At 69.8% G+C, this 26,633-nt stretch carries 14 protein-coding genes and 1 pseudogene; 8 read left to right on the plus strand and 7 right to left on the minus strand.

Annotated features, from left to right (window positions below; genetic code table 11):
- Positions 1-57 precede the first annotated feature (57 nt).
- The 5 genes from OG522_RS36015 to OG522_RS36035 all read right to left on the minus strand — a co-directional run bounded on the left by OG522_RS36015 (position 58) and on the right by OG522_RS36035 (position 16,737).
- Entirely contained in the window at positions 58-774 is a 717-nt protein-coding gene (locus OG522_RS36015) for a hypothetical protein (RefSeq protein ID WP_329467225.1), read from the minus strand.
- Positions 740-1,792, minus strand: a complete 1,053-nt coding sequence (locus OG522_RS36020; RefSeq protein ID WP_329467226.1) for a GSCFA domain-containing protein — start codon at positions 1,790-1,792, stop codon at positions 740-742. The genes OG522_RS36015 and OG522_RS36020 overlap by 35 nt, the downstream gene beginning before the upstream one ends.
- Before the next feature lie 9 nt (positions 1,793-1,801).
- Positions 1,802-11,062, minus strand: coding sequence for a non-ribosomal peptide synthetase (locus OG522_RS36025; protein ID WP_329467227.1), 9,261 nt, complete (start codon positions 11,060-11,062; stop codon positions 1,802-1,804).
- Entirely contained in the window at positions 11,062-15,039 is a 3,978-nt protein-coding gene (locus OG522_RS36030) for a non-ribosomal peptide synthetase (RefSeq protein ID WP_329467228.1), read from the minus strand. The genes OG522_RS36025 and OG522_RS36030 overlap by 1 nt, the downstream gene beginning before the upstream one ends.
- Positions 15,040-15,531: 492 nt before the next feature.
- A complete protein-coding gene (locus OG522_RS36035; RefSeq protein ID WP_329467229.1) occupies positions 15,532-16,737 on the minus strand; it encodes a transposase in 1,206 nt (401 codons plus the stop codon).
- 416 nt (positions 16,738-17,153) lie between these two features.
- On the opposite strand from OG522_RS36035, the gene OG522_RS36040 reads away from it, so the two are divergent.
- The 6 genes from OG522_RS36040 to OG522_RS36065 all read left to right on the plus strand — a co-directional run bounded on the left by OG522_RS36040 (position 17,154) and on the right by OG522_RS36065 (position 23,695).
- Positions 17,154-18,596, plus strand: coding sequence for a non-reducing end alpha-L-arabinofuranosidase family hydrolase (locus tag OG522_RS36040; RefSeq protein WP_329467230.1), 1,443 nt, complete (start codon positions 17,154-17,156; stop codon positions 18,594-18,596).
- A gap of 427 nt (positions 18,597-19,023) precedes the next feature.
- Entirely contained in the window at positions 19,024-20,643 is a 1,620-nt protein-coding gene (locus OG522_RS36045; protein ID WP_329467231.1) for a glycoside hydrolase family 43 protein, read from the plus strand.
- Positions 20,644-20,785: 142 nt separating this feature from the next.
- Positions 20,786-20,965, plus strand: a complete 180-nt coding sequence (locus OG522_RS36050; RefSeq protein WP_329467232.1) for an integrase core domain-containing protein — start codon at positions 20,786-20,788, stop codon at positions 20,963-20,965.
- On the plus strand, positions 20,908-21,399 hold the full coding sequence (gene tcmP, locus OG522_RS36055; RefSeq protein WP_329467865.1) for a three-Cys-motif partner protein TcmP: 492 nt from the start codon (positions 20,908-20,910) through the stop codon (positions 21,397-21,399). The genes OG522_RS36050 and tcmP overlap by 58 nt, the downstream gene beginning before the upstream one ends.
- A gap of 503 nt (positions 21,400-21,902) precedes the next feature.
- Positions 21,903-23,071 (plus strand): IS3 family transposase gene (locus OG522_RS36060; protein ID WP_329467233.1). Its coding sequence is split into 2 segments (ribosomal slippage): positions 21,903-22,155 and positions 22,155-23,071, totalling 1,170 coding nucleotides; the frame shifts between segments, so codons are not numbered across the junction.
- 168 nt (positions 23,072-23,239) lie between these two features.
- Entirely contained in the window at positions 23,240-23,695 is a 456-nt protein-coding gene (locus OG522_RS36065; protein ID WP_329467234.1) for a hypothetical protein, read from the plus strand.
- A gap of 81 nt (positions 23,696-23,776) precedes the next feature.
- On the opposite strand, the pseudogene OG522_RS36070 reads toward OG522_RS36065, so the two are convergent.
- Together OG522_RS36070 and OG522_RS36075 are read right to left on the minus strand one after the other, a co-directional pair.
- Positions 23,777-23,914, minus strand: a pseudogene (locus tag OG522_RS36070) (IS256 family transposase); the annotation flags it as partial.
- Positions 23,915-23,930: 16 nt separating this feature from the next.
- On the minus strand, positions 23,931-24,620 hold the full coding sequence (locus OG522_RS36075) for a TetR/AcrR family transcriptional regulator (RefSeq protein ID WP_329467235.1): 690 nt from the start codon (positions 24,618-24,620) through the stop codon (positions 23,931-23,933).
- Positions 24,621-24,725: 105 nt separating this feature from the next.
- Here OG522_RS36075 and OG522_RS36080 point away from each other — a divergent pair, with 105 nt between their 5' ends.
- Both OG522_RS36080 and OG522_RS36085 read left to right on the plus strand, forming a co-directional pair.
- Positions 24,726-25,946: an alpha/beta hydrolase family protein gene (locus OG522_RS36080; RefSeq protein WP_329467236.1), complete on the plus strand. Its 1,221-nt coding sequence runs from the start codon at positions 24,726-24,728 to the stop codon at positions 25,944-25,946.
- 79 nt (positions 25,947-26,025) lie between these two features.
- Positions 26,026-26,625, plus strand: a complete 600-nt coding sequence (locus OG522_RS36085; protein WP_329467237.1) for a non-oxidative hydroxyarylic acid decarboxylases subunit B — start codon at positions 26,026-26,028, stop codon at positions 26,623-26,625.
- Positions 26,626-26,633: the final 8 nt, after the last annotated feature.

A 26,633-nucleotide genomic window follows, 5' to 3' on the forward strand; every position in this document is an offset into this window, starting at 1 on the left:
TGGTTGCGTCCTCCTGGACGTCGGTCACGGGTGGGAGGAATGCGGGGCGTCGGTCCTTCACAGCCCCCGGTCCAGCAGATCGGCCAGGATCAGCCGGCCGAAGGCGAGGCTGCCGTGGATCTCGTCGGTCGCCTCGCTGAACTCCGGCCGCTGGCGGCCCGCTTCGTCGGTCACGCGGTCCCGCAGGTCCACGACTTCGACGCCGAGGTCCACGAGTGCGCGGCGCATCGTTTCCTGTGCCGCCCGGAAGACCGACGGGTCCGACATGCTCGGCACCCGCTGCGGCGGCATCACCGACACCACCCGCAGGCCCAGGGCGCGGGCATGGGCGTAGAAGGCGAGGGCGTCGCGGACCGTGGCGCGTACCAGGTCGTCGAAGAGGCGGCTCCGGAGGAAGTCCGGCGCGAAGCCGCCGCCGTGGACGCGGTAGATGTCCCAGTTCGCGGTGGTGGCGATGAAATGGGCGCTGAAGCCGAAGGTGCACACCAGGGGGACGTCGAGCGCGTCGAGCCCCGTGACACCCAACTCGTCCAGGAAGGTGCGGTAGAGGCCGTCCGTCTCGGAGCCCCGGAAGACGACGTCCTTTCCGCGCAGGTCGAAGAAGCCGGCGTTGAACTCCCGTCCGGCACCGACAGGACCGCCCGAGAAGGAGATGCCGGCAGCCTTCGCCGCCCGGCCGATCGGGCCCGCGTGCGAGTCGCCGAGCAGCAGGAACCTGGCGGCGGTCGCGCCGGCGGTGTCAGTGGGGGTTGTAGTAGTCGAGTACGGCGTCATCGCACTGGATGTCCTCTACGGCGGGAGCGGTCCGAGGGGCGGGGGTGGCGGGGGCCGTTGTGGTGGCCGGGCCGCGGGTGAGCGCGTCGAAGAACTGGCCCATCACGAAGTCGACACCCGCCGGCGTGACCGTGCGCAGGTTCGGCTCGAAGAACACGGCCTTGAAGGGGAAGCCGGTGACGATCTCGTAGGCGGGGAAGTAGTCGACGTGGTCGAGCTCCTGGGTCAACTGCCCTGCCACCGCGCGCAGTACGGACTTGGAGTAGGTGGTCGCGGTGAGCGCGTGGTCGCCGGTCGCCGTCGCCGTGAGCGGTACCGGAGACACGGTCAGCAGGACGCGCAGTCCGGGGTTGGCCGTGCGGGCGAGCGCGATGGCGGCTGACAGATTGTCGTACACCTCGGCGAAGGTGAAGTTGTGGAACACGTGCCGGCCGGAGTCGTACGTCCCGCGCACGGTGCCCGGACAGACCGGGTGGACCGTGCCATCGGCGCGGTCGCGCCATGCCTCGGTCAGTCCGAGTGTGAAGACGAGGCAGCTCGCCCCCGTCACGGCGCCACGGATCGCCGCCAGGGTCGCCAGCCGTGCCTGTGTCACCGCGTCGGCCGAAGCGTGGCCCCCGGGCTCGACCGAGGGGCGCCAGGGATCGTAGAAACGGCCGTCCTCGATCCACGCCTCCCCGGGAGGCGCGGCCTCGTGGAACGCCCAGGACAGCCACTGCCGCAACATCGCGGCGGTGTAGATGTTTCCGGTGCGGAACGAGAACACACCGAAGTGGCGTGCCTCGCGCTCGGCGCGGGTGAGGCCCGGCGGGGCGGGTTCGGCGTCGCGCCAGTTCATGCCGCGCTCCAGCAGCGCGCGGCCGATGTGGCGGGCGAAGCAGGACCCCGCGGTGAGGATCACGTCGTCCTGGCCCAGGGCGAACTTCGGGGTCCACAGGCCGCCGATTTCCCGCAGTTCGGGCTCGGCCACGGCGGTGCGCCAGAACGAGCGCGGTGGCAGCGATCGATAGGGGGTCATGACATCCTCTCAGCGGGGCTCGGCAGCCGTCCCGGTCGCGTTGTTGACGGCGTCGGCCACCGCCCGTACCCAAGGGGCCCTGACGATCCCGTAGTGCGTGGTGTCGAGCTCGTGAAAGCCGTCGAGCAGCGGCAACCGCTCCTCCCACAGCCGCCGTTGCTCCTCGGGGGAGCCCAGCACCGGCAGGCCGTCCACCGGGCGGGTCGCGATCCACAGACGGCTGGGCGTGCCGGTGAGCCGGGGCGGCCGATGGTGTGCCATGGCGCCGACGTTGGCCCGGCAGCAGCGCGCGAGACGCTCGGCGTACGCCAGCGCCTCCGGGCTCGGTCCGGTTGCGGTACGGCTCCCGTCCGTGCCGCCCTGTCCCGTTCCGCCCTGGCTCAGCTCGTGCGCGAAGATTGCCGCGTACCGCGCTTCGTCGTACGCCTGGAAGTGCGGCCCCGCGTCCGGCGGCGGCGGGTCGAGCAGATGGAGCCCGGTAGCCGGGTGGCCGGCCGCCTCCGCCTCGGCCGCCACGGCGTGTGCCACCCAGCCGCCGAACGACCAGCCCGCGAGGTGCCAGCGCCACTGGGCGTGCGGGAATCGCGCACGCAGCGCGGCGTGGTAGTGGCGGGCCCGCTCGGCCAGCGACCAGGACGGCAGGTCGGGGCTGCGCAGGGCGGGGTCGGCGATCAGACAGACCGTCAGGTGCGGGTCGAGGACCGACACGAGCGCCCGGTATGCCTGGACGTCTCCGCCGACCGGATGGATCAGGCACACCACGTCGTTCCCGGTGCCCTCCTGCCACACCTCGATGGGCACCTGGTCCACACCGGGAGCCGCACCGGAACCGGCGTCCTCGGCTTCCCCCGTGAGGGCCAGCACACCGTTGAGGCTGATGCGATGGCCCAGCTGGGAGAGTTCGAGGACGACGCCGTAGTGCTGCTCGACCTTGGCGATGAGGTCGAGCATGGTCAGCGAGTCGACGCCCTGGTCGTACAGCGAGACGTCCGGGTCGATCTCGTCGAGTCCCAGCCAGCCGCACACCCAGCCGCTGAGCCGGGCGGCGGTCGCTTTCCGTGGTTCCGCATTCTGCGTGACGGGTGCGCGTCTTGCGCGCGGTACCGCCTCCGGCGCCGCTGACGGGGCGTAGAAGTCGTGGGCCCGCTCGATGTCGGTCGTGGAGACCAGGAGATGCGGAAGCTGGAGTTGCAGCGCTCGTGCGAACAGCCGCTGCCCCTCCTTGACCGCGAGACCCACCGCCAGGTGTTCCTGGTGGCGGGCGTCCGAGCGCAGGGCGTCCCGGGCCATGCCTACCTCGCTCCAGATGTCCCAGCCGATGCCGATCCGCAGCGTGGTGGCGGTGGCGTCCGAGCGGTATCGGGCGAAGCCGTCCAGAAGACCGTTCGCGGCCGCGTAGTCGAACTGGCCGACCCCGCCGTACTGCGCGGACATCGACGAGCAGTACGCCGCGAAGCCCGGCCGGTAGTGCTCGATCAGCCGCTCGACCAGCAGGGTGCCGCGCAGCTTGGCGGCCGTGGCCCGCCGCATCGCCACGGTGTCGCGCCGGGAGATCAGCCCGCCGCCCGCCGAGCCCGCGGCGTGCACCAAGCCGTCGATCCCGCCGGCCCCCCTCGTGTGCGAGGCGATCCTGGCGAGGATGACGTCGAGCGCGTCCTCGGCCAGATCGGCCTCGACCAGCGCGACACGGTCCGCCCACGGGGCGAGATCCGCGGGCAGCCGTGCACCGCGGGAGAGCAGGACGACCCGGCACTCGGAGTGTGCGAGGAGCCACGCGGCCAGGGAGCGGCCGATGCCTCCCGTGCCGCCGATGACGAGGTACGTGGCCGGGGCAGCGGTCAGCGCGAAGGGCGCCGTGGTGACGGGGGCGGGCACCGGCAGCAGCGCCTGCCGCCACCAGTAGCCCTGCCGCAGCGCGAGACGCCGGGGCAGTTCCGAGGCGGCGTCGGTCCCGGCGAGGAGCGCCGCAAGGGCCCCGCTCCAGTCGGCCGGGTCCGCGCCGGGAAGGTCCACCCAGTGTCCTTGGAGGGCACACTCCTGTGGTGCCACTTCTCCCGCGCCCGCGAGCAGCCCCAACTCCGGCCGCCACACGCCACCTTCGGTCGGCTGTGCCCCGTACGAGAGCCACCAGGTCCGCAGCCGCAGTGGCCGCGACAGTTCGCCGACCGCCCGCAGCAGGGCGGCCGGGGTGTCCAGGCAGGCCCAGCGGGCGTGCTCCAGCGCCTCCTCGCCGATCGGCCCGTCGACCGCCAGCGGCAGCGCGTGCAGCCAGTCGACACCGACCTCGTTCGCGTCGGCCGACGCCGGAGCCAGTGCGTCAAGCAACTGCCGTAGTGACTCGGGGTCGGCCGGGTCCACTTCGTAGACGTCGGCCGCGAGTTGGGCGAAGGCGTCGGCAGCGCTGACGCGTACCACCCGGTCGTAGACCGTGGCGAAGGGGGCCAGTGCGTCGGACGGTAGGGGGGTGACGGTCATCGCCACCAGCACTCCCGCCATCCGCGGCCCGGCCGCGGAGACGGCACGGCTCAGCCGGACCCAGTGCGGCTGGTGCAGCCAGTCGGCCTCGGGCAGGCGCTGCGGGCTTCCGCCGTCGCCGGCCGGGGCCGTGGCGCGCTCGAAGTCGTACTCGGCGAGCGCGAAGCTCGGCGGCGGGAAGTCCCAGGGAGCCCTCGCGGGTCCGGCGGGCCAGCGGACCGGCCGGCCGGACAGCCACGCGGTCACCACATCACCGGCCGTGTGCTCCACGGCGCGGCACTCCTCCCCGCGCGCCGTCACCTCGACGCCGGACACCGTACGCAGCCAGGCCACCGCCTCGGACGCGTCGGCGCAGACCGCCGCGGCCCGCAGGCGGCGCGCGGGCCGTCCCGCTTGCAGATGGCGGAGCACCAGGGCGTACGCCTCGGGCCGTGCCTGAAGGTAGTCGGCGATGCGGGCGGCGTCGGCGCGCAGCCCGGCAGCGCTGGTACTGGAGAGCAACAGGCATGGAATGAGGGGGAGTTGGGGGTCCACCCCCTCCGGTGTTCCGTCTGCTTCGAGCACCAGATGGGCATTGGTGCCGCCGATGCCGAAGCTGCTCACCGCGGCCACCCGGGGCCGTCCCGCGGGCCAGGGCGCCGCTGCGGCCGGGACGTGGAACGGCGCCGTGTCGGGGCCCATCTGGGGATTGAGCGTGCGGAAGCCGACGTTGGGCGGAATCAGCCCGTGGTGGACGGCGAGGGCGGCCCGTACGAGACCCACCACTCCCGCCGCGGCTCCCAGATGGCCGATCTGGCTCTTCACCGAGGACAGCGCGCATCGGTCGGCCTCGGCCAGGTCGAACGCCTGGCGCAGCGCGCCGACCTCGACCGGATCGCCGAGCCGGGTGCCCGTGCCGTGCGCCTCGACGTATCCCAGGTCGGCGCTGTCTCGGCCACTGCGGCGCAGCGCGGCGCGGATCACCTCGCGCTGGCCCGGAAGCGAGGGCGCGCTGTAACTGAGCTTGCCCGCACCGTCGTTGTTCAGCGCCGACCCCGTGACCACCGCGTACACGGTGTCGCCGTCGCGTCGCGCGAGGCTCAGCGGCTTGAGTACCACCACACCGACACCGCTGGCGCCGATCGTGCCGTCGGCGTCGTCACTGAACGGCCGGCAGTGACCGTCCCTGGAGAAGATGTGCTGAGGGCGGTACGCGTAGCCATCCGTCAGCAGCGTGTCGACGAGCACCCCGCCCGCCAGCATGACCTCGGCCTCGCCCTGGCGCAGCAGCCCCGCCGCGACGTGCACGGCGACCAGCGAACTGGCGCACGCGGCCTGCACGGTGAACGCGGGGCCCGTCAGATCGAGGTGGTAGGCGACCTTGGTGGTGAGGAAGTCCTTGTCGTGGTGGAGCGCCAGCTGGAAGCCGTCCGGCAGTTGCTCCGGGTCGGCCTCGCGCAGCAGGGACTGGAAGTAGGTGTTCTCACCGCAGCCGGCGACGAGCCCGATGCGCTGCCCGGACGGGTCCGCGATCCCCGCATGGGCCAGCGCCTGCACGGAACTCATGAGCAGATGGCGCTGCTGCGGATCCATCAGCCGCGCCTCCTGGCGGCTGATGCCGAAGTGCTCGGGGTCGAAGGAGAGAAGCCCCGACATCTGACTGCGCGCGCCGACCAGTCCGTCGGCCGCTTCGAAGTGCTCCACGCCGCGTGCTCCGGTCCGCACCATCTCCCAGAAGGAGGCGAGGTCGTCGGCGCCCGGCAGCCGTACGGCCATGCCGATGACGGCGATCGGTTCGTCCGCCACGGCGTGCGCGGGGCGGTCCGTGTCGGTCGTGCGCAGCGCACCGTCCAGGAACGCGGCGAGGCGGCGGATGGTGACGTGCTCGAACAGGTCGGGGACGGTGAAGCTCAGACCGGGCTCGGCGGTGCAGCGCAGTTGGAAGCGCATCAGATCGAGGCTGGAGGCGCCCGCGTCGAAGAAGCGCTCATCGGGGGCGACGGTCCGGCCGAGCAGTTCGGTGAGCAGTTCGGTCAACCGGGCCTCGCGGGGCGTCAGAACCGACGGGTCCTGGGAGACAGCATTCGGCGATTGCAGTTCGTCACCGGGCGCGGTCAGGGCCGCGCGGCGGTCCAGTTTGCCGCTCGGTGTGAGCGGCAGACTCGCCAGGCGACGGAAGCGGTCGATCCGTACGTACGGCGGCAGCAGCGGCGCCAGATGGCGTGTCAGCTCCGCGCCCGTGGGACCTGGAGCCGGGTTTTGGGCCGTGGTCCCGGGGCGGAACGCCAGGCAGGCGACGAGCCGTTCACCGTCCCGTGCCACCACCGCGTTGACGACGTCGGGGTGGCGCAGCAGTGCCGCCTCGACCTGGCCGAGCTCCAGGCGGTGGCCGCTGAGCTTGATCTGCTGGTCGTCGCGGCCCTGGTAGTGCAGCAGGCCGTCCCGGTCGAAGTGGGCCAGGTCGCCGCTGCGGTAGAAGGTTCCCAGGCCGGGCAGTTCGACGAAGCGCTCCGCGTTGAGCCGCGCGTCGCCCAGATAGCAGGGCGCGGCCATCGGGCCGCCGATGAGCAGATGACCGGTGCGGCCCGGCGGTACGGGCTCGTCCGCCTCGTCGACCACACGCAGCCAGGCAGCCGTCACCGGTCTGCCGATGGCCGGGCGCTCCGGCCAGTGGGCGGGATCGCCCTCCAGGCAGAGGCCGCTGACCACATGGGTCTCGGTCGGCCCGTAGTGGTTGAACAGACGGGCGCCGGGCAGTCCGGCGAACCAGCGGCGGATGGCGTCGGTGCACAGCAGTTGCTCGCCCGCGGTGATCACTTCGCGCAGCCGGGAGGGGTAGCGGCCGAGCCGCACGCCGTGCTCGGCGAGCAGGTTCAGGGCCACGTACGGCAGGAACAGGCGCTCGGTACCCGCCGCTTCGAGCTGGTCGAGTAGAGCGGGCGCGTCGTGGCGCCATGAAGGCTGCACCAGATGCAGCACACCACCGCCGCACAGCGTGGTGAAGATTTCCTGGAAGGAGACGTCGAAGGACAGCATGGAGAACTGCTGAGTGACGGCGAGGGATCCCAGGCCCCCCGAGTCGCGCTGCCATTGCAGCAGGTTGCACAGCGTCCGGTCGGACACCTGCACTCCCTTGGGAGTGCCGGTGGAGCCCGAGGTGAACAGGGTGTACAGCGGACGCCGGCCGTCGTGCGGCGGCAGCGCGGGGACGGCCGACGGAACGTGGTCCGCCGAGGGGACCCGGTGCCGCGGCAGGCCATGGGGAGCGATGGCGTCGAGGGCGTCCGCGTCCTCAGCTGCCACCAACACGCACAGCGGCTCCACTTGGGCCAGGATCTGCCGCAGCAGCTCCTTCGGATAGGCGGGGTCGAGCGGCACGATGGTCAGGTTCAGCCGGGCCAGCGCAAGCAGCGCCACCACGTGTTCGGGCGACGGCTGGAGGTACAGCGCGACACTGCGGGGGCCGCTGTCACCCGGCACCGGTGGGTACAGCCGCTGGAGCTCGGCGGCGAACGCGCCGGCTCTCGCGTCCAGTTGGGTGTACGTGAGGCTGCGGCCCGCGTGCACCAGTGCGGGCGCTTCGGGTGTGCGCAATACCTGAAGGGCGAAGCCCTCGGCGACGGTGACGTGGGCGAGGGGAGCCGAATCGGCGCGCCCCGGCTCGGGCAGCCGACGACGCAGCGGTGCCACCAGTTCGGACAGTGGACGGTCGGCACCATCGGTGAGCGCCTCGATGCCGCTCTCGAACAGCTCGGCCAGAGACGCCATTTCGGCCGCGTCGAAGTGACGGGCGTCGTACTCCCACAGGCAGTCGAGGCCGGTCGCCCGCTCGACCACCGACAGGGTCAGGGGACACTTCGCGTCGAGCGGTGCCCGCCACTGCGGTTGGACGTCGCAGCCGGGCAGCGCCAGCGTGTCGAAGTCGGTGTTCTCCAGGACGAACATGAAGTCGAACGGTGTGCTGCCCGCCGGGCCCGGTAGATCGGCGACGGCGTCGGCGAGGACCACGTCCTGGCGGTCCAGGATCGCCTGGGCTGCGGCGCCGTACCGCAGGAGCTGGGAGCGCAGGTGCTCGCGCGGGGCCACGTCCAGGGGGAGCAGCACGGTGTTCGCGAACATGCCGACGCTGGACTCGAAGTCCTGCACGGGCCGGTTGGCCACCGGCGCGGCGATCCGTGGCCGGGTGCGGCCGGTGGCCCCGTACAGGCTCCAGGCGTAGACGCCCAGGAGGACGTGGAAGCGGGTGAGACCGAGGTCAGCACAGAGCCGGTCGAGCGCGGTGCGACGGGTCGAGTCGAGGGAGGTGTGCAGCAGCCGCCCCATGGGGCCGGCCGCCGGGTGCACAGGTTCCAGAGGCGCCGTGTCGGCCGCACCGGCCCGGTCGTGCGTCAACTCGCCGTAGAGGGAAGCCAGTTCGGAGCGCTGGGTGCGGTAGGCGGGCTGGTTGAACCACTCGGACTGCCAGCGGGCGTAGTCGAGCGGCGTCGGCGCCGGCCGCGTGGCTGCCTGGCTCGCGTGGCCGACGGCTGCCGCGTAGTCGGCCGACAGCTCGCCGAACAGCACATTGAGCGACCAGCCGTCGACCGCGATGTGATGCATACACACGTACAGGTCGCCGCCGCCCAGGCGGGGCAGCCAGCACGCCTGGAACAACCGGGGCCGTGCCAGGTCGAAGGGCGTGGCGAACAGCCGGTCGGTGAAGGCTCTTCGGCCCGCCGCGTCGCGCGGGGCCTCCGCCGGAGGTTCGGTCCACGGGTCGTACGGCTCGTTCACCGTCTGCACCAGACCCTCGGGTGTAGCGGTGAAGGAGGTGCGCAGCGCGGGGTGGCGGGCCACGAGACGTCGCAGCGCGTCGCGCAGCGCGCTGACGTCGGCAGCGCCGTCGACGCGGAAGACCATCGGCACGCTGTATGCGAGGGACGCCGGATCGCGCTGTTGCAGGAGCCACAGCCGCTGCTGCTCGGAGGTGGCGGGCGCGGTGCGCGGACCCGCCGCGTCGGTCGGCGCCGGTGCGGTAACGTCGGGGTAGGAGCAGGCGGTTGCCTCCGTCGCTGCCGCCAGCTCGGCGAAGTCGCTCCGCAACACCAGGGACGGGGGCAATTCGCAGCCCCAGAGCCGGCGTGCCTCGAAGCGCAGCCGCAGCGCCCTGAGCGAGTCGCCGCCGCAGGCGATCCAGCGGTCGGTGAGGCACAGGCCCTCGATGCCCAGGATCCGTTCCGCGAGGGCGAGAACCTCCCGCTGCCGGGCGGTGCGGACGTCATCGGCCCGGGCGGCTCCGGTGCGCCGCCACGGTGCGACGTCGCGCCCCAGCAGGGCTTCCCGGTCGACCTTGCCGTTGGCGTTGAGCGGCAACTCGTCGACCAGGTAGGTCTGGTGGGGGCGCATGTACGCGGGCAGGGCGGTGTCCAGGTGCCGGTGGAAGTCGTCGAAGGACAACGCGGAGCCGAGGGTCAGATACGCGAGCAGTTCGTTGACGCCGTTCGCCTCGCGGCGGGTGCAGACGTACGCCTGGCGGACCGCGGGGTGCGTCACGATCCGACGCTCCAGCTCGCCCGGTTCGATGCGGAAGCCGCGCACCTTGACCTGGCGGTCGGCGCGCCCGACGTACTCGAACCGCCCCGCGGCGTCGAGCCGGACCAGGTCGCCGGTGCGGTAGTGGCGCACCGGGATGCCGTCAGACCGCTCCAGGGTGACGAAGCGGCGCTCGGTCTCCTCGGGGAGGTTGCGGTAGCCGACGGCCAATGCCTCGCCCGCCAGGCACAGTTCGGCGGTCCGGCCGGGCTCGGCAGGGCGGTTGCCCTCGGCCGGCACGAGGGCCTCGGTGCCCGGCAGTGCCCGCCCGATGGGCACCACATCGCCCGCGAAGTCCCGGGGGATGGGGTGGCACAGCGCGAACGTCGTGGCTTCCGTGGGGCCGTAGACGTTGTAGAGCTGGGTGGTACTGGTGACGTTGGACCGGTACCAGCGGCGGATCAGCCGGGCGTTCAGCTGCTCACCGCCCACCAGCACCTGGCCGACGCCGGCGAAGCAGTGCGGCACCTGGTCGACCACCGCGTTGAACAGCGCGACGGTGACGAAGAGGGTGTCGATGCGCAGCCGTTCCAGTTCGGCCGCCAGCACGTCGGGCGTCTGCGCCGTCTCGTCGTCGACGATCACACAGCAGCCGCCGGTCAGCAGCGGCACCCAGACCTCGAAACTGAGCGCGTCGAAGGCGGGGTTGGACAGGCACGCGTAGCGGGCGCCTTCGCGAAGAGCGATGTACCCGGGGCGGGCGAGGCGCATGATTCCCGCGTCCCGCACCTCGACGCCCTTGGGCAGTCCTGTGGTGCCCGAGGTGTAGAAGACGAAGGAGACCGGTGCGGCGACCTTCGGCTCGGTGCGCGGATCCGGCGCGGGGGAGCCCGCGCCGCCGCAGAGGAGCTCGTCGACCGGCAGGGGCCGTACGCCCCCGGGGAGTCCCTTCGGCGCCGCGGCGCCGTGGAGCACCGCCACGCTCGCCGAGTCGGTCAGGATGTGGCGCTGCCGCTCGGGCGGGCTCTGCGCGTCCAGGGGAACGACCACCGCGCCCAGGCGCAGGATGCCGAGCATGGCGCAGACCAGCTGCCGGGAACGCGGCAGGCAGACCGCGACCGCCTGTCCCGGCCGCACACCGTGCCGGTGCAGGGCATCGGCGACGGCCGCGCTAGCGGTGTCGAGGTGTGCGTAGTCCAGGGTGTGTTCGCCGTCGATGAGCGCGGGCGCCGACGGGTGGCGATGGGCCCGGTCGAGTACGGCGGCGGCGAGGCCGGGGGCGGGGAAGTGCGGTGCGGCACCCATCAGTTCTCCCGTGCGGAGCCGGCACCGGCGGTCCGTGAGGCGGTCGCGGGCGGGCGCGTCCCGGCAAGGTCCGTAAGCTCCGCGTCGATCGTCGCGGCCACCCGTAGCACCGCTTCGGACTCCAACATCTCCCAGTGGTCGCACCGCACCGGCTCCACCAGGTAGTCGCCTTCGGCGCGACTGCGCCAGAAGCCGCGTACCTCCTCGAGCAGGGGTCCCGGGGCGCCCTCGACGGCCTGCATCAGGACCGTGCGCGCGGATGTCGGCGCCGGTATGTGGGAGGCGGCCGTGAGCCGGTTGTGGTTGTAGATGTGGAAGTACTGCTCGATCTGCCGGTCGTCGATGCCGGGGTACATCCCGTTGAACTTGACCAGCTTGTCGCGGAACTCCGCCATGTCCACCGGCGTGACGGCGGCGCGGCGCTCCGGATCGTCGGTGCCCTGGGTGTCGAGCAGCACCACGCTCACTCTGTCGTGTCCTGCCGCGGCGAGGCGGCGCCCCATCTCGTGTGCGACCAGACCGCCGTAGGAGAGGCCCGTGAGGACGAGCGGCGCGTCGAGCAGCGGGGCGATGAGCTCCAGGTACGAAGCGGCCATGGCCTCGACCGTGGGCAGGAACGGCTCACCGGGGTTGACGCCCGGCGACTGGATGCCGTGGACGCCCAGGGAGTCCGGCAGCGCCTTGGCCAGCGACAGGTAGCAGAAGGCGGTGCCGCCCGCCGGATGGACGCAGACGACCCTGGCGCTCCCGTCGCCGGCGCGGAAGTCCAGGAGGTTGCCCGGCGGCGGGCCCGACGCGCCCCGGCGCAGCCGTCTGCCGAGGTCCTCGATGGTCGGGTGCAGCAGGACGTCGCGGACCGACAGGGCCTCGCCGAACGCCTCCCGGACCGCGTGGGCCAGTTTGATGGCCGAGATGGAGGTGCCGCCGATGTCGAAGAAGTCGTCGCGGATGCCGATCTCGCTTCGCAGCAGGACCCGTTGCCATATCTGATAGAGCGTCAGCTCGATGTGGTCGCGCGGAGTCGCCTGGTTCACCTGGGCGGGGAGGCCGGTGTGCGCCAGAGCCAGAAGTGCCGCGCGGTCCAGCTTGCCGTTGTCGGTGACCGGCAGCCTCGGCAGCTCGACGAAGACCGCGGGGATCATGTGGCCCGGCAGGCGAACGGCGAGCGCGGCACGCCACTCGGCCACCGGCCGGGGCTCCGCGTCGCCCACCCCGACGGCGGCCACCAGCCGCGGTTCACCGGCGGCGTCACGGTCGGCGAGGACCGCGGCCTCGCTCACGCCCCGCTGTTCGAGGAGCGTCGCCTCGATCTCGCCCAGCTCGATCCGGAAGCCGCGCAGTTTGACCTGGTGGTCGCGGCGGCCGACGTACAGCAACTGGCCGTCGGGCAGCCAGCGGACGATGTCGCCGCTGCGGTACATGCGCGCGCCGGGCACGAAGGGGTCGGGCACGAACCGCTCGGCGGTCAGTTCCGGCCGGTTCAGATAGCCGCGGGCCAGTCCGGAGCCCGCGATGTACAGCTCACCCGCGACGCCGATCGGCACCGGCCGCAGCCGCTCGTCCAGCACGTACGTCCGGGTGTTGGCGACCGGGCGGCCGATCGGTGCCTGGCGTGCCAGCGGCTGCGGGTCGAGCTGGGCGGTGCAGTACAGCGCGGTCTCGGTGGGCCCGTAGCCGTTGAGCACGCGCAGCCCCGGCAGGGCCTGCTCCATGCGGTGCAGCGCGTCCTCGGGCAGCGGCTCCAGACCCGTGCGGACGCAGCGCAGCGCCAGGCCCGCCAGCCTCTCCTCGGGAGCCTCGCAGATCCACCGCACGAAGGAGGGCGGCAGCAGGATGTCCACGACGCGGTGTTCGCGCATCCAGGCAATCAGCGTCTCGGGGTCCTCGCGCACGCCCTGCGGTACGAGCCGGAGCACGCCGCCCGTGGTGAGCGGCAGCAGGAACTCCTGCACCGAGGCGTCGAACGCGAAGCTCGGCCACATCGCGGACGGCAGTCCCGGTGTCGCGCCGAACTCGTCGCTCCAGTAGTCCAGCAGGTTGAGGATGCCCCGGTGGGTGGCCGCGACGCCCTTGGGGCGGCCGGTCGAACCCGACGTGTAGATGACGTACGCGAGGTCGTCGGGCCGGTAGGGCGTCCCGGGTGCGTCGTCGCACGGGGCTCCTGCCTCGACGGAGGTGAGCCGCAGCCAGGGAGTCACCGGCGCCTCTTCGGGCCCCGGGGCGCTGTCGTCCCGGGGCGTCGTGCTCGGCGAGGGGGCGCCGTCCGTGTCACTCAGGACCAGCACGGCGCCCGAGTCGGCCACCATGTTCGTGAGGCGTTCGTGGGGGAGCGCGGGGTCGAGCGGCAGGTACGCGCCGCTCGCCTTGAGCACGCCGAGTATGCCGACCACCAGATCGACCGAGAGGCCCATGTGCAGCCCCACGACCCGGTCGGTGCGCACGCCCCGGGCGATCAGGGCCTGGGCGACGCGGTTGGCGCGCCGGTCCAGCGTCGCGTAGTCGAGCCGCTCACCCTCGTGGACCACGGCGACCTGGTCGGGCCGCTCACGCACACAAGCCTCGAACCGCTCCACGAGACCGGTGGGGGTCGGCGCCAGCTCGGTGTCGTTGAACTCCACCAGGACCTGGTGGAGTTCCCGCTCGTCCAGGAGTGTCAGGTCGGCGACGGGCCGCTGCGGGTCGTCGGCCATCTGCCGCAGCACATACAGCAGTTGGCGTACGTGGCGCTCCGCGGTCGCCGCGTCGAAGAGCGCGGACGCGTAGTCGAGCTTCCCCGTCACGCAGCCGTCCCGCGGCGTGAGGCAGAGCGTCAGGTCGAACGCGGCGGTGTAGCGCGGGAACTCCAGCGGCACGCTCTCGACGCCGGGCAGCTCCAACGTTTCCTCGGTGACCTTCTGCCAGGCCAGCATCGCCTGGAACAGCGGGGTGTGCCCGAGGTTCCTGGGAGGGTTCACCCCCTCGACGACCTGCTCGAAGGGCAGGTCCTGGTGGTCGAGCGCCGACAGCGCGGCCGCATCCGTCCTGCGCACCAGGTCCGCCACCGTCGGTTCGCCCGACAGGTCGACCCGCAGCGCGACGGTGTTCACGAAGAAGCCGATGAGACCTTCGAGTTCGGTACGGGTCCGGTTGGCCGCCGGCGCCCCGATCACCACGTCCTCCGTGCCCGCCAGACGCGACAGGGTCAGCGCCCAGCCCGTCAGCACGGTCTTGAACAGGGTGCTGCCGGTCCGCTTGCCCAACGCCCGCAGTGCGGAGGTCAGTTCCTCGTCGATGGTGACGGGCACCTGCGCGCCCCGGTAGTCCTGCTCGGCGGGACGCGGCCGGTCCGTGGGCAGTTCCAGGAGTGCGGGGGCGCCCGCGAGGGTCTTTTGCCAGTGGGTTCTCTGCCGCTCCGCGTCGCCCTCGGAAAGCCACTGCCGCTGCCAGGCCGCGTAGTCGGCGTACTGGACGGGCAGCACGGACAGCGGGTCGTCGCCGCCCGCCTTGAACGCGGCGTACAGCGCGCCGAGTTCCCTGTTCACCACGGACATCGACCACCCATCACAAACGATGTGATGGAACGTCAGCAGAAGGACGTGGCGTTCGGCCTCCAGCGCCACCAGGCGCCCCCGGACCAGCGGCCCGCGCTCCAGGTCGAACGGCGCCGTGACCTCCTCCCGCTGAAGCACGGCGAGTTGAGCCCGTGGATCGGCTGCGCCGGTGAGATCCGCGACCGCGAGGGGAAAGCCCGCGTCGGCGGGGCCGACCCGCTGGAAGGGCACGCCCGCCACGGCGACCAAGCGGGTACGCAGCACCTCGTGGCGGGCAACAAGCGCGTCCAGCGCCCTGCCCAGCGCCGGTCGGTCCAATGCGCCGCGCAACTCCACCGCCATGGGCATGTGGTAAGCCTCGCTCGCGCCCTGCATCTGCGACAGGACCCACAGCCGCTGCTGCGCGTAGGACAGCGCCAGGGGAGCGGTCCGGTCGACGAGCGGCACGGCCGCGGGCTGCCGGGATGTCGCGACAGGCGATTCGGGGATGGAACGACGCAATTCTTGGTTCGCGGGCAAGGCCAGTTCTTCCTCTGCGGGATGCCTTTTCACAGCCGGGACTGGATATATGTCTCAGCGGGGTTTGTAGAGTGCCGATGCGTCCCCGCAGCGCACTGCATGGACTGAAATAAACAGGGCAAGTGATGCGGGAGTCGGGGGATTCCAGGGGGAATTCCGGCGCATGGTCCGATGTGCCGTACGCGAGCGATCGAACGGCCGCGCCGGTGGCTGGATCTGATCCCCCGAGCGGTGGTTGAGATGATTGATCAGTGGTTCTGAGTCTGTCAATGGTCGTTCGACCGGGGGTGTCACCCTGACACGCCGCCGACCGATCGTTCTGCCCGAACGGCCCAGAGGACAGGTACGGAAGGGCAAAGTGGCCGCCGGAATATTGCATCTCACCTGATTCCTGAGGCAGGTTGAGGCGAATCTCTGACCTCAGGTAACAGGGACTGTGACTTCCATGCCGGACGCTCCTGACGAAGTCTCTTTCCGACGGGAGCGCCGTGGGTAGTTCTGGCGTGGAGGAATTCCGGCATCCAGGGGGCCCGGCGAGTGCCTGGATCGTCCCGCCTGTGGTGTTGGTCCGGTGGTGGGTGCCGTTTGATCCGGTGGTGGGCCACGGACCGGACTCTTGCTCCGGCATGGGGCGCTACATTCATGACAACGGGCACTGCTTTGCCCACCGGCTGTGCGCCATCCATCCGTCGTCCGGTCCATCCCCGCGCGTGCACGAACGTGGTGCTGCCTGGCTGCGCCGGGCAGAGGGTCCATCCCCCATGCGGGCAGGGAGCAGTGCTCAATACCCTCATCAACCCTGGGATGCCAAGGCCCATCCCCACGTCCGCGGGGAGTACGACGACTACCTCTCCCTGGAAATGGTCCTCTAGGAGGGGCGTGGAAGTGGCTGGGTGGCCGCCGGGGGCGGGCTGGGTCGGCGATCCAGTCGGCGATGCGGGTGACGTTGCAGGCCAGTGCGGTCAGGACGTGCTGGACGTGCGTCTTTGGCAGGCCGCGGTAGCGGGTTCGGCGCAGACCGCAGGCGCGGATGTTCTGGGAGAGGGTGGCTTCGATGCCGGCGCGGATCGCGTAGCGGCGCTGCCAGTCCTCGGTGCGCTGGTCGAGACGGTTGTGCTGCTGGATCTCGTGCAGTTCGCGGGTGGGTAGCAGCGCGAGCGAGCGCGGGCCGCTGACCGCGTCGGTGCACTGGGGGCGGACGGGGCAGGCCAGGCAGGTGGCCTTGTCGAACTTGACCTGGATGTAGCCGTGGCCGCTGATGCGCAGGGGCCGCCACTCGCGGCTGAGGGTGCCCTGGGGACAGGTGGCCCGGCGGTGCTCCCAGTCGATCGTGAAGGCGGCCTTGTCGAACCCGGCCCCGCTTTTGGCCTGGTGGCTGTGGTCGGGCACGACCGGGCCGAGCAGGGTGATGCCGTGCACCCGCTGGGCGCGTTCGATCTGCGTGGGGCTGATGTAGGCGGCGTCGACCGCGTGCTCGGCCGGGGTCAGGTCGATCGCCGCGAGGTCGTCGTGGATCTGGGCGGTGAGTTCGCCGTCCTGGACCGGGGCGATCGTGGTGGCCACGTGCACGACCACCTCCGGCAGTTCTGACGCGCACGTCTCGGTGAAGTGGGTGCAGCCAGCCACGGTCGGCGAGCTTGGTCATCTTCGCCCGCAGCGGCTCCAGATTGCCGCGCACCGAGGCGTTCAGACTCAGCCACTCGCCAACCGCTCTGACCTGCACCGGGCCGTCGGGACCGGACCGGCGTCAGTGAGTGCCACCGGCCCCGCCGCGAGCGCGGGTCGGGCACCGAGCCGAACCAGAGGCTCAGGTGACAACCACAACCACGGGACTTGTAGCCGTCTGGTTTCAGCCTGCGAACGTTTCTGCCCGCGGATTGTGCGAGAAGGATTGACGTCATTCATGGGATGTCTAGCATTCTCTCGATCGGTACTTCGACCCTTGTTCGATATAACGAACATACGGGGTTGCATCACGCCTGCAGCCGGACAGCCTCCGACGGGGCAAACCGGAGTCGCTTGCTCAAGGATGACGAGGTCTTATGCACAGACGTAGTTTCAGTCTCAGACGCCCGTCCGCGGTGCTCGCCGCCGCGGTCGCGGCCCTGGCCGCGTTGGCGGCGCTGCTCGTCGCGGGCCCGGCCCAGGCGGCCATCACCAGCGACGTGCGCGGTGTTGATTCCGGCCGGTGTCTCGATGTGGACGGCTTCAGCCAGACCGACGGCGCGAACGTGCACATCTGGGACTGCCACGGTGGAATCAACCAGCAGTGGACGTTGACGGGCAGCAACCAGCTGACCGTGTACGGCAACAAGTGCCTGGATGTCCGGGGCGGCGCCACCACGGCCGGGAGCCCGGTGCAGATCTGGACGTGTACCGGCAGTGACAACCAGCAGTGGCGGGTGAACCCCGACGGCACGATCGTCGGCGTGCGGTCCGGGCTGTGCCTGGAGGTCGCAGGCTGGGGCAAGGCCAACGGCACGGCGGTGCGGCTCTGGTCGTGCACCGGCGGCGCCAACCAGAAGTGGACCGGCCTGTCCGGAGCGAGCAACGCCTGTGCTCTTCCGTCGACCTACCGCTGGACCTCGACCGGCCCGCTGGCGCAGCCGAAGTCGGGGTGGGCCTCGCTCAAGGACTTCACCAGCGTCGTCTACAACGGCAAGCACGTCGTCTATGCCACGACGCACAACACCCTCGCCGGTGACCAGGGGCGCTGGGGATTGACGACCTTCAGCCCCTTCACGAACTGGTCCGACATGGCCACCGCCACCCAGAACACGATTCCCTTCGATGGCATCGCGCCGACGCTGTTCTACTTCGCCCCGAAGAACCTCTGGGTGCTCGCCTACAACGGGGGTTGGCCGTACAGCTTCTCCTATCGCACCTCGAGCGACCCCACCAATCCCAACGGCTGGGGCCCGCAGCAGGAACTCTTCACAGGCACCCTCCCGAAGGGGGGCCCCCTCGACGTGACCCTCATTGGCGACGACACGAACATGTACATGTTCTTCGCCGACGATGAGGGCGGCATCTACCGCGCCAGCATGCCCATCGGCAACTTCCCGGGCACCTTCGGTTCATTCACGAAGATCATGAGCGACACGGTGCTCAACCTGTTCGAGGCGCCGGAGGTCTACAAGGTCCAGGGTCAGAACCAGTACCTCATGATCGTCGAGGCCCAGAATTACACGGGGTATGGTCGCTACTTCCGCTCGTTCACGGCCACCAGCCTCGACGGCACGTGGACACCGTCACCGCAGGCCAACACCGTGACCAACCCCTTCGCCGGCAGTGCCAACAGCGGCGCGACGGCTTGGACCAGGGACATCAGCCACGGCGATCTGGTTCGCACCAACCCCGACCAGACCAAGACCATTGACCCCTGCAACCTGCAGTTCCTCTACCAGGGGCGCGACCCCAGCACCGACGGCATGGACTACGGCCTCCTGCCGTACCGGCCGGGCGTGCTGACACTGCAGCGTTAGCCGGTGGCGTGACGCAGGTCTTGGTGTTCCTGACGTTCGCGGGCAACGACGCACGCCGGGCCCGGTGAGTGTCACAGCGAGCGATCAGGAACGGGTGGAGTTGGGGCGGGCTCGGTGCAAGGCCGAGCCCGCCCGTGGACGCGGAGAGCCCGGATGGTGGCGGTCTCGTCCTGGTCGACCACGAGACGCGGAACGTGTCCAGCCTGGTGAGTCGGTCGGTTTCAGGGTTTGTTGAGTGATCCGGGGTCGCCGGCGTCCGAGGATCACCGAACGACAACTGCTGTGGGCGAGCCGCTAACCACCCGCTGATCGCCCGGTGTTGACACCTCTCCTGCCCCCTCCTACATTCTCGTTCGATATTCAGAATGATGTTTGATATCTCGAACTTCGGCTCTCGGTCCCCCACACGTGAGGAAGCTGATCTCGAATGTCCTGGCTCCAACACCCCCACAGCCGCCGGAGAGTCATGGCGGCCACCGCCGGCCTGGTCGCGGGCGCCACGCTGCCGGCGATGCCCGCGGCGGCGGCCACGACTGCCCAGCAGGAGCAGTTCACCAACCCGGTGATCTGGCAGGACTTCGCCGACCTCGAGGTCATCCGCGTCGGCGACACGTACTACTACACCGGCTCGACCATGCACTACTCGCCGGGCGCGCCCGTCCTGCGCTCCTACGACCTGGTCAACTGGGAGTTCATCGGCCACTCGGTGCCGGTCCTCGACTTCGGCGACGCGTACGACCTCAACGGCGGACGGGCGTACGTCGGGGGCATCTGGGCGTCCTCGATGCGCTACCGCCCCAGCGACGAGACCTTCTACTGGCTGGGCCAGATCGGCTTCCAGCGGTCGTACGTATACAGCGCCACCGACGCAGCGGGCCCCTGGACCCGGCACGCCGAGATCGGCAGCATTTACTACGACGCGGGGCTGCTCTTCGACGACGACACCCCGTACGTGGCGTACGGCGCGAACGAAATCCACGTCGCGCAGCTCGCCCCGGACATGCTCACCGAGGTCAGGTCCGAGCACGTGCTCACCAAGCCCGACGAGTTCGGCCTGATGGAGGGCTCCCGCTTCTACAAGATCAACGGGAACTACTACATCTTCGTCACCCGCCCGGCCGACGGCACCGCCGGGCAGTACATCTGGAAGTCCACCTCAGGCCCCTTCGGCCCGTACGAGATGCGGGAGGTGCTGTGGGACCTGCCCCGCCCCATCCCCGGTGGCGGCGTGCCGCACCAGGGCGCGCTGGTCGACACCCCGAACGGCGACTGGTACCACATGGGCTTCATCGACGCCTATCCCGGCGGCCGCGTCCCCGCCCTGGCCCCGGTCACCTGGAACGCCGAGGGCTGGCCCGAGCTCCAGACCGTCGACGGCGAGTGGGGCCAGACATACCCCTACCCGGTCACCCCGCACCCGCTCCCGCCGATGACCGGCGCCGACACCTTCGAGGGGACGGCGCTGGCGCCGTACTGGGAGTGGAACCACAACCCCGACACCGCCGCGTTCACCGTCGACAACGGGCTCACCCTCAGGACCGCCACCGTCACCGACGACCTCTACAACGCCCGTAACACCCTCACCCGACGCATCCAGGGCCCCGCCTCCACCGCGACCGTCGTTCTCGACTGCTCCGGGATGGCGGACGGCGACCGGGCCGGGCTGGCGATGCTGCGGGACTCCTCCGCCTGGATCGGCGTCACGCGGCAGGACGGCGTCAGCAGGCTGGTGATGTTCGACGGCCTGACCATGGACGCCGCCTGGAACACCACCCGCACCGGCACCGAGCAGGCCGGCGCCGACCTCCCCGCGTCCGGCAGCCGCGTCTGGCTGCGCGCCGCCGCCGACATCAGCCCGGGGCCGGGCCGCCGGGCGACGTTCTCCTACAGCACCGACGGCACCACCTTCACCCCGCTCGGCCCGGCCTTCACCATGACCAACGCGTGGGAGTTCTTCCTGGGCTACCGCTTCGCCGTCTTCAACCACGCCACCCAGGCCCTCGGCGGCGAAGTGCTGGTGGAACGCTTCGAGTTGAGCACGCCCTGACCATCCGATGCAGTCCGGCCCCCAGCCGAACAGCGCGGTGCGCACGATGCGCTGCACGCCATCGCGTCGTGCCGGAAGCGCCTCGCGCAGCTCGTCCAGCGGCAGCCGCGCGGCGCGCGCCTCCAGGGCCCGCAGAGTGGCGATGCTCTCGCGGACGGCGGCGGCCGGGTCGTTCTTCGCCACCATCAAACGGGAGTTGCTCGACACGAGCTCCTGGCCCAGTCGAGCCGCGGCCCACGCCGCGATCTTCGACTTCGTCGAGGGCTGGTACCACTTGCACCGACTGCACAGCAGCCTCGGCTACCGCAGTCCCGCCGAGTAAAAGGCTTCGCGGGCGCTGGGGTCTACAAACAGGGCGATCCCGGTTCCCCGGTCATCGCTTACGAAGTCTTCGCCGACGCTCTGCACAGGTTCCCGAAACGTATGCGCGTGATCCTCATGGAGGAGGACACCCGGTGCGTCAAAGAGTTACAGCGTCAGATGGAGCTCGTCCGCTCCCGGCAAACGGACGACATCACCAAACGAATAGCTGTGGACATACGTCACGGAGATTTCCACCCGGCCCTCCTGCAGAAGTTGCGGGGCATCGGAGCATTGGGGAAACCCCTCTTCGTCCTGCTGGACAGCTTCGGCGAACCTGACATCCCCTTCTCGCTCCTCCAGGAGCTGGGGCGCCATCCCGGCACAGAAGTGATGGTGATCTTCGAGCCCAGCTTCCTCACCCGGTTCGCCGAGAAGCACGACGGCCGCTGCTGACAGCGGCCACGTCGAATTCCCCGCGTATGGCCAGTTACGACGTCACCCTGTGTACGCATCAGACGCTCCGCCTTGTGGGTTGTCGGCGCCTCGTGGTCCGGCGGTACCAGCAGCGGACGGACGGGAACTTGGCCTGCGCGCATCTGATCGCGAAGAGGATGAGGGGCAGCCTGCTATGTGTTCTTGACCTCCAGCGCCCCTCGCGCCAGCCCGATGAACGTGACGTACGCATCCCGAAAAACCCGGTAGGCCGCGTCGTACGCCTCCCGGCACTCAGGACTGAGGGGCCTCGCGTTTTCCGGACAGTCGCCTGACCGTCTACTTCACGCGGCGATTCGCAACTTCTCGTACTCGGCGTGGACTTCATACGGAGGGCGGTAACCTACCGCCGAGTGGAGGCGTTTGCGATTGTACCAGAATTCAATGTACCGAGTTGAGCCGCCCCGAAGTTCTCGGACACTGGTCCCCGATAGGATCATGGTCAGGAACGGCGGAGAGAGCACGTGGCACCAAAGCGTAGGAAGTTCAGTCCCGAATTCAGGGACGAGGCAGTCAAGATGGTGATCGTGGAGTCCCGGCCGATAGCCGAGGTCGCGCGGGAAATCCAGGTGAACGAGGGAACTCTGGGTACCTGGGTCAGCCGCTACCGGCAGGAGCCCGCCGGCGAGGAACCGTCCCTCAACATCAGCGAACGTGCTCGCCTGCGTGAGCTGGAACGCGAGAACCGGGAACTGCGGATGAAGACGGAGTTTTTGGGAAAAGCGGCAGCCTTCTTCGCCCAGGAATACCGGTGACGGAGAAGTACGAGTTCATCGACGGCGAGTCCGACAGTTTCCCCGTACAGCGCATGTGCGCCTGGGCGGGTGTATCCACATGCGGTTTCTATCACTGGCGTTCGCGGCCTATGTCGGCAACCGCCGAGCGCCGCGCAGAGCTCAAGGCGATCATCCAGCGGGTGTTCGCCGACTCGCACGAAACCTATGGTTACCGGCGCGTCCACGCAGCCCTGGCGCGGATGAACGTGCAGGCCGGGCCGGAGCTGGTCCGCGCTCTCATGCGCGAGCTGGGTCTGGTGCCATGCCGGCCCCGCCCGTGGCGGACCACCACCATCGCCGACGAAACGGCGCCGGCCACGCCCGACTTGATGGCCCGCGACTTCACCGCGGATGCACCGGGACGTAAACTGGTCGGCGATATCACATATGTTCACACCTGGGCTGGGTTTCTGTATCTCGCGACGGTCATTGACTGTCACACCACGGCCGTGGTCGGCTGGGCGATGGCCGACCACATGAAGACGTCGCTCATATCGGACGCACTCAACATGACGGCACGGAACATCGACCTCGCCGACGGCTGCATATTTCATTCGGATCGCGGCAGTCAATACACTTCCCGTGAACTCCGGGAGAAACTCGGTTCGTTGGGGCTCAGAGCCTCCGTCGGCCGCACCGGAGTCTGCTGGGACAATGCCATGGCCGAATCATTTTTCGGGGCCCTGAAGAATGAGCTTGTACATCGAACGTCGTTCCCGACGCGCACGCACGCTCGCCGGGCAATCGTCCGATACATCGAGATGTTCTGCAATCACAAACGCCTCCACTCCGGCCTCGGCTACCGAACCCCCGCAGAAGTGCACGCCGAGTACGAAGAGTTGCAGGCCGCAGCATAGAATCCCCTCAACGCCACTGTCCGAGGAACGCAGGGCGGCTCGCTACTCCGCAAGATGATCCTGCTCCAGTAGCACTCCAAGCCTCCGAACCCTGCGCCAAGACCGAGGACTGACCGCACCCAGAGAGCTTGGCTGGGGCGTGTCGGGACCGACGGACATAATGCGGCTGTGGACCTGAGACCGGAGCTGTTGCCCCCGCCCGTGAGCCAGCAGCGGCTGGACGAGCTGTGCGCGGAGGTTGAGCAGATCGCTGAGCTGCTGGTCGCCCGCCCAGAGGTGGCGGGCGAGGCGATCGAGGCGTTCAACGCGATGACCGGTCACGACTACGTGGCTCTCGACTTCGCTGAGTACGACGGAAGCAGGAGTCTGGAGGAGTTCGCGAGGGAGGCGGCCCGGCCGGCTCGCCCCGTGGTTGCGGACATCACCCGGGACGAGCTCGTTGAGATCGTTCGCAGACTCCTGACTGGCTCTGCGGAGAGCGGCTACTACCTGCGGCTCCTGGACGCGAACGTGTCGCATCCCCGGGTGAGTGACCTGGTCTTCCATCCCTCGGACATCCTTCAGGACCCGTCTGCGGAGCAGATTGTCGACGAGGCTCTGAAGTACCGGCCGATCGCGCTCTGAGCGAATCGAACGCCACCGTCACCCTCCGCGATCGCTCCCCAAGATCTGTGCCAGAACCCCGATCCCGTGAACAAAGCCAGCATCGTGCTTCTCGTATCCGAGGTGATCGGTGATCTCACCCTCCAGGGCGGACTCCAGGACCCGCTTGGTCAGTTGCTGGAGCAGTCCGCTCTCCCCAGTCAGCTGCATGCCCTCCGACCGGGCCCGGTCCACGAGCATCGCAACCAACTGCTCGTCACTCGCCGTCACGGCCCCCGCCGTCGGCTCGCTGCCCGGTATCTGCTCGATGGTGGTGTCGCTCGTCTGGCGTCTCCTTGATCATCGGATCCGCGATCATTGAACACTCCCCGCTTTCGCTGCTGAGGAGTCTGTCGACGAGAAGCTGGGGGTAGCCGGTGGTCGGCGGGTCGATGCCGAAGATCGCCCGCAGGTAGAAGGGCGCGATGAGTTGGTCGAGGATCTGCTCCGGGGGTGGTGGGTTCTCGCCCCGGGCGGTGGCCCGTCGGCGGATCTGCTCGATGGAGTGCATCCGGCGCAGGAAGTGCTGCGCACGCTCGTCCTGGGCCTGGGCGCTGTTCGGCATGGACAGGATGACGGCGCGTACGAGGGCGCGTCCTTCAGGTGTGCGGATGCTCGCGACGCTGGCTTCGGCCCAGGCGAGGAGGTCGCCGCGCAGGGTGCCGGTGTCGTTCAGCGGCGAGTCGCGTTCGAGGCGGGTGGTGACCATGTCGGCCAGGAGTGCGTCGAGGCTGCCCCAGCGCCGGTAGACGCTGGTGTGGTTGACGCCGGCGCGTTGCGCGATTGCGGGGATGCTGAGGTCTTCGCCCTGCGGGTCGCAGAGCAGGTCGATGATCGCCTGGTGGACGGCCGCGCGGACCTGTTCGGGGCTCTTGCGGATGCGTTCGGTGGGTTGTTTCGGAGTCACCCCCACATCGTAAGCACAGATGTTTGCTTTGTAGTGCCCGGCGGGTCTACAGTCCTCCTCGTAAGCACAGATCCGTGCTTAGCGCATCCGAGGAGAGTGTGTGCGATGAAGCAGCTGCTGTTCCCGAACAACATCCAGTTCTGGTACGAGACCCTGCGCTCGATGAGTCACATCGCCTACGGCGGGGCCGACTTCGGCGAGGTCGTGTCCACCGGCGAGCGCATCACCGAGGGCGACTACGCCAGCTGGTACACCGAGTGGCTGGCCACCGCGGACCGGGTGTCCGGCGAGGCCGAGAAGGCGCTGGCGGCCGGTCACCGGGTCAGTGCCCGGGACGGGTTCCTGCGGGCGTCGAACTACTACCGCTCGGCGGAGTTCTTCCTGCACGGCCACCCCTGCGACCCGCGTCACGACCACGCCTACGACCGCAGCGTGGCCTGCTTCCGGGCGGCGGCCGCGCTGTTCACCCCGGTCATCGAGCCGGTCGAGATCCCGTACGAGGGCACCACCCTGCCGGGCTACCTGTACCGCGTCGACGACTCCGGGACCCCGCGGTCGACGCTGATCATGCACAACGGCTTCGACGGTACCGCGGAGGAGCTGCACTTCTTCGGGGCGATGGCCGGCGTCGAACGCGGCTACACCGTGCTGGTCTTCGACGGCCCCGGCATGCCCGGTCCGCGCCACCACGAGGGCCTGGTCTTCCGCCCCGACTGGGAGAACGTCATCACCCCCGTCGTCGACTTCGCCGAGACCCTCCCGGACGTCGACAACAGCCGCATCGCGCTGCTGGGCATCAGCATGGGCGGCGTCCTCGCCCCCAGGGCCGCCGCGTTCGAGCACCGCCTGGCCGCGTTGATCGCCGTCGACGGCCTCTACGACCTCGGCCAGACCTCCGTCCGCAACATCCCCGGCACCCGTGAGGAGGCCGAGCGGCTCCTGCGCGCGCAATCCGCCCCGGACCTCGACGCCGCCCTCGAGCAGCTCATGGCCAAGGACCCGATCGCGCGCTGGGCGATCAACCACGGCATGTACGTCATGGGCGTCGACACCCCCCGGGCCTTCAACGCCTCCTACCTCGACTACACCCTCGCCGGCGGCATCGCCGAGAAGATCCAGTGCCCCACCCTCGTCTGCGATGCCGAAGAGGACATGTTCTTCAAGGGCCAGCCCGAACAGCTCTACGACCACCTCACCTGCCCCAAGACCCTGATGGTGTTCACCGCCGAGGAAGGCGCCGGCGCCCACTGCCACCCCGGCGCCATGCGCCTGACCCAGGCCCGCATCTACGACTGGCTCGACGACACCCTCAAGGCGACCGCCTGAGGGGCTGACGACCCGACACCGCGACGGGGCCCTGTCGCGGCCCATCCGTTGGCCGAAGAGAGCAATCAGGGAGACACAAGTGCGTCTGATCGTCGCAATGACGGGAGCGACCGGCTCCGTCCTGGGAGTCCGGCTCCTTCAGGAACTGCGTCGGCATCCCGACGTGGAGACGCACCTCGTGCTGACGCGCTGGGCGCGGGCCACGGTCGAACTGGAGACCGGGATGAGTACCCGCGACGTCGCCGCGTTGGCCGACGTCGTCCACTCTCCCGACGACCAGGGGGCGGCTATCGCTTCCGGCTCGTTCCCCGCCGACGCGATGGTGATCGTCCCGTGCAGCATGAAGACGCTCGCCGGGATACGCACCGGGTACGCCGACGGCCTGGTGGCCCGTGCCGCGGACGTCACGCTCAAGGAGCGCCGCAAGCTCGTCCTCGTCCCCCGTGAGACTCCTCTGAGCGAGATCCACCTGGACAACATGCTCGCCCTCGCCCGCATGGGCGCCGCCATCGTGCCGCCCATGCCCGCCTTCTACAACCATCCAGCCACCGTGGACGACATCGTCGACCACATCGTGGCCAGGATCTGCGACCAGTTCGCTATCGACTCCACACGGGCCCGGCGCTGGGAGGGCATGCGTGCCGCCGCCACGCACCCGCGGGCCCTCCAGACGAACTAGGGAAGGAA

Origin of the sequence: Streptomyces sp. NBC_01431 (assembly GCF_036231355.1) — a bacterium.
Classification (GTDB): Bacteria; Actinomycetota; Actinomycetes; order Streptomycetales; family Streptomycetaceae; genus Streptomyces.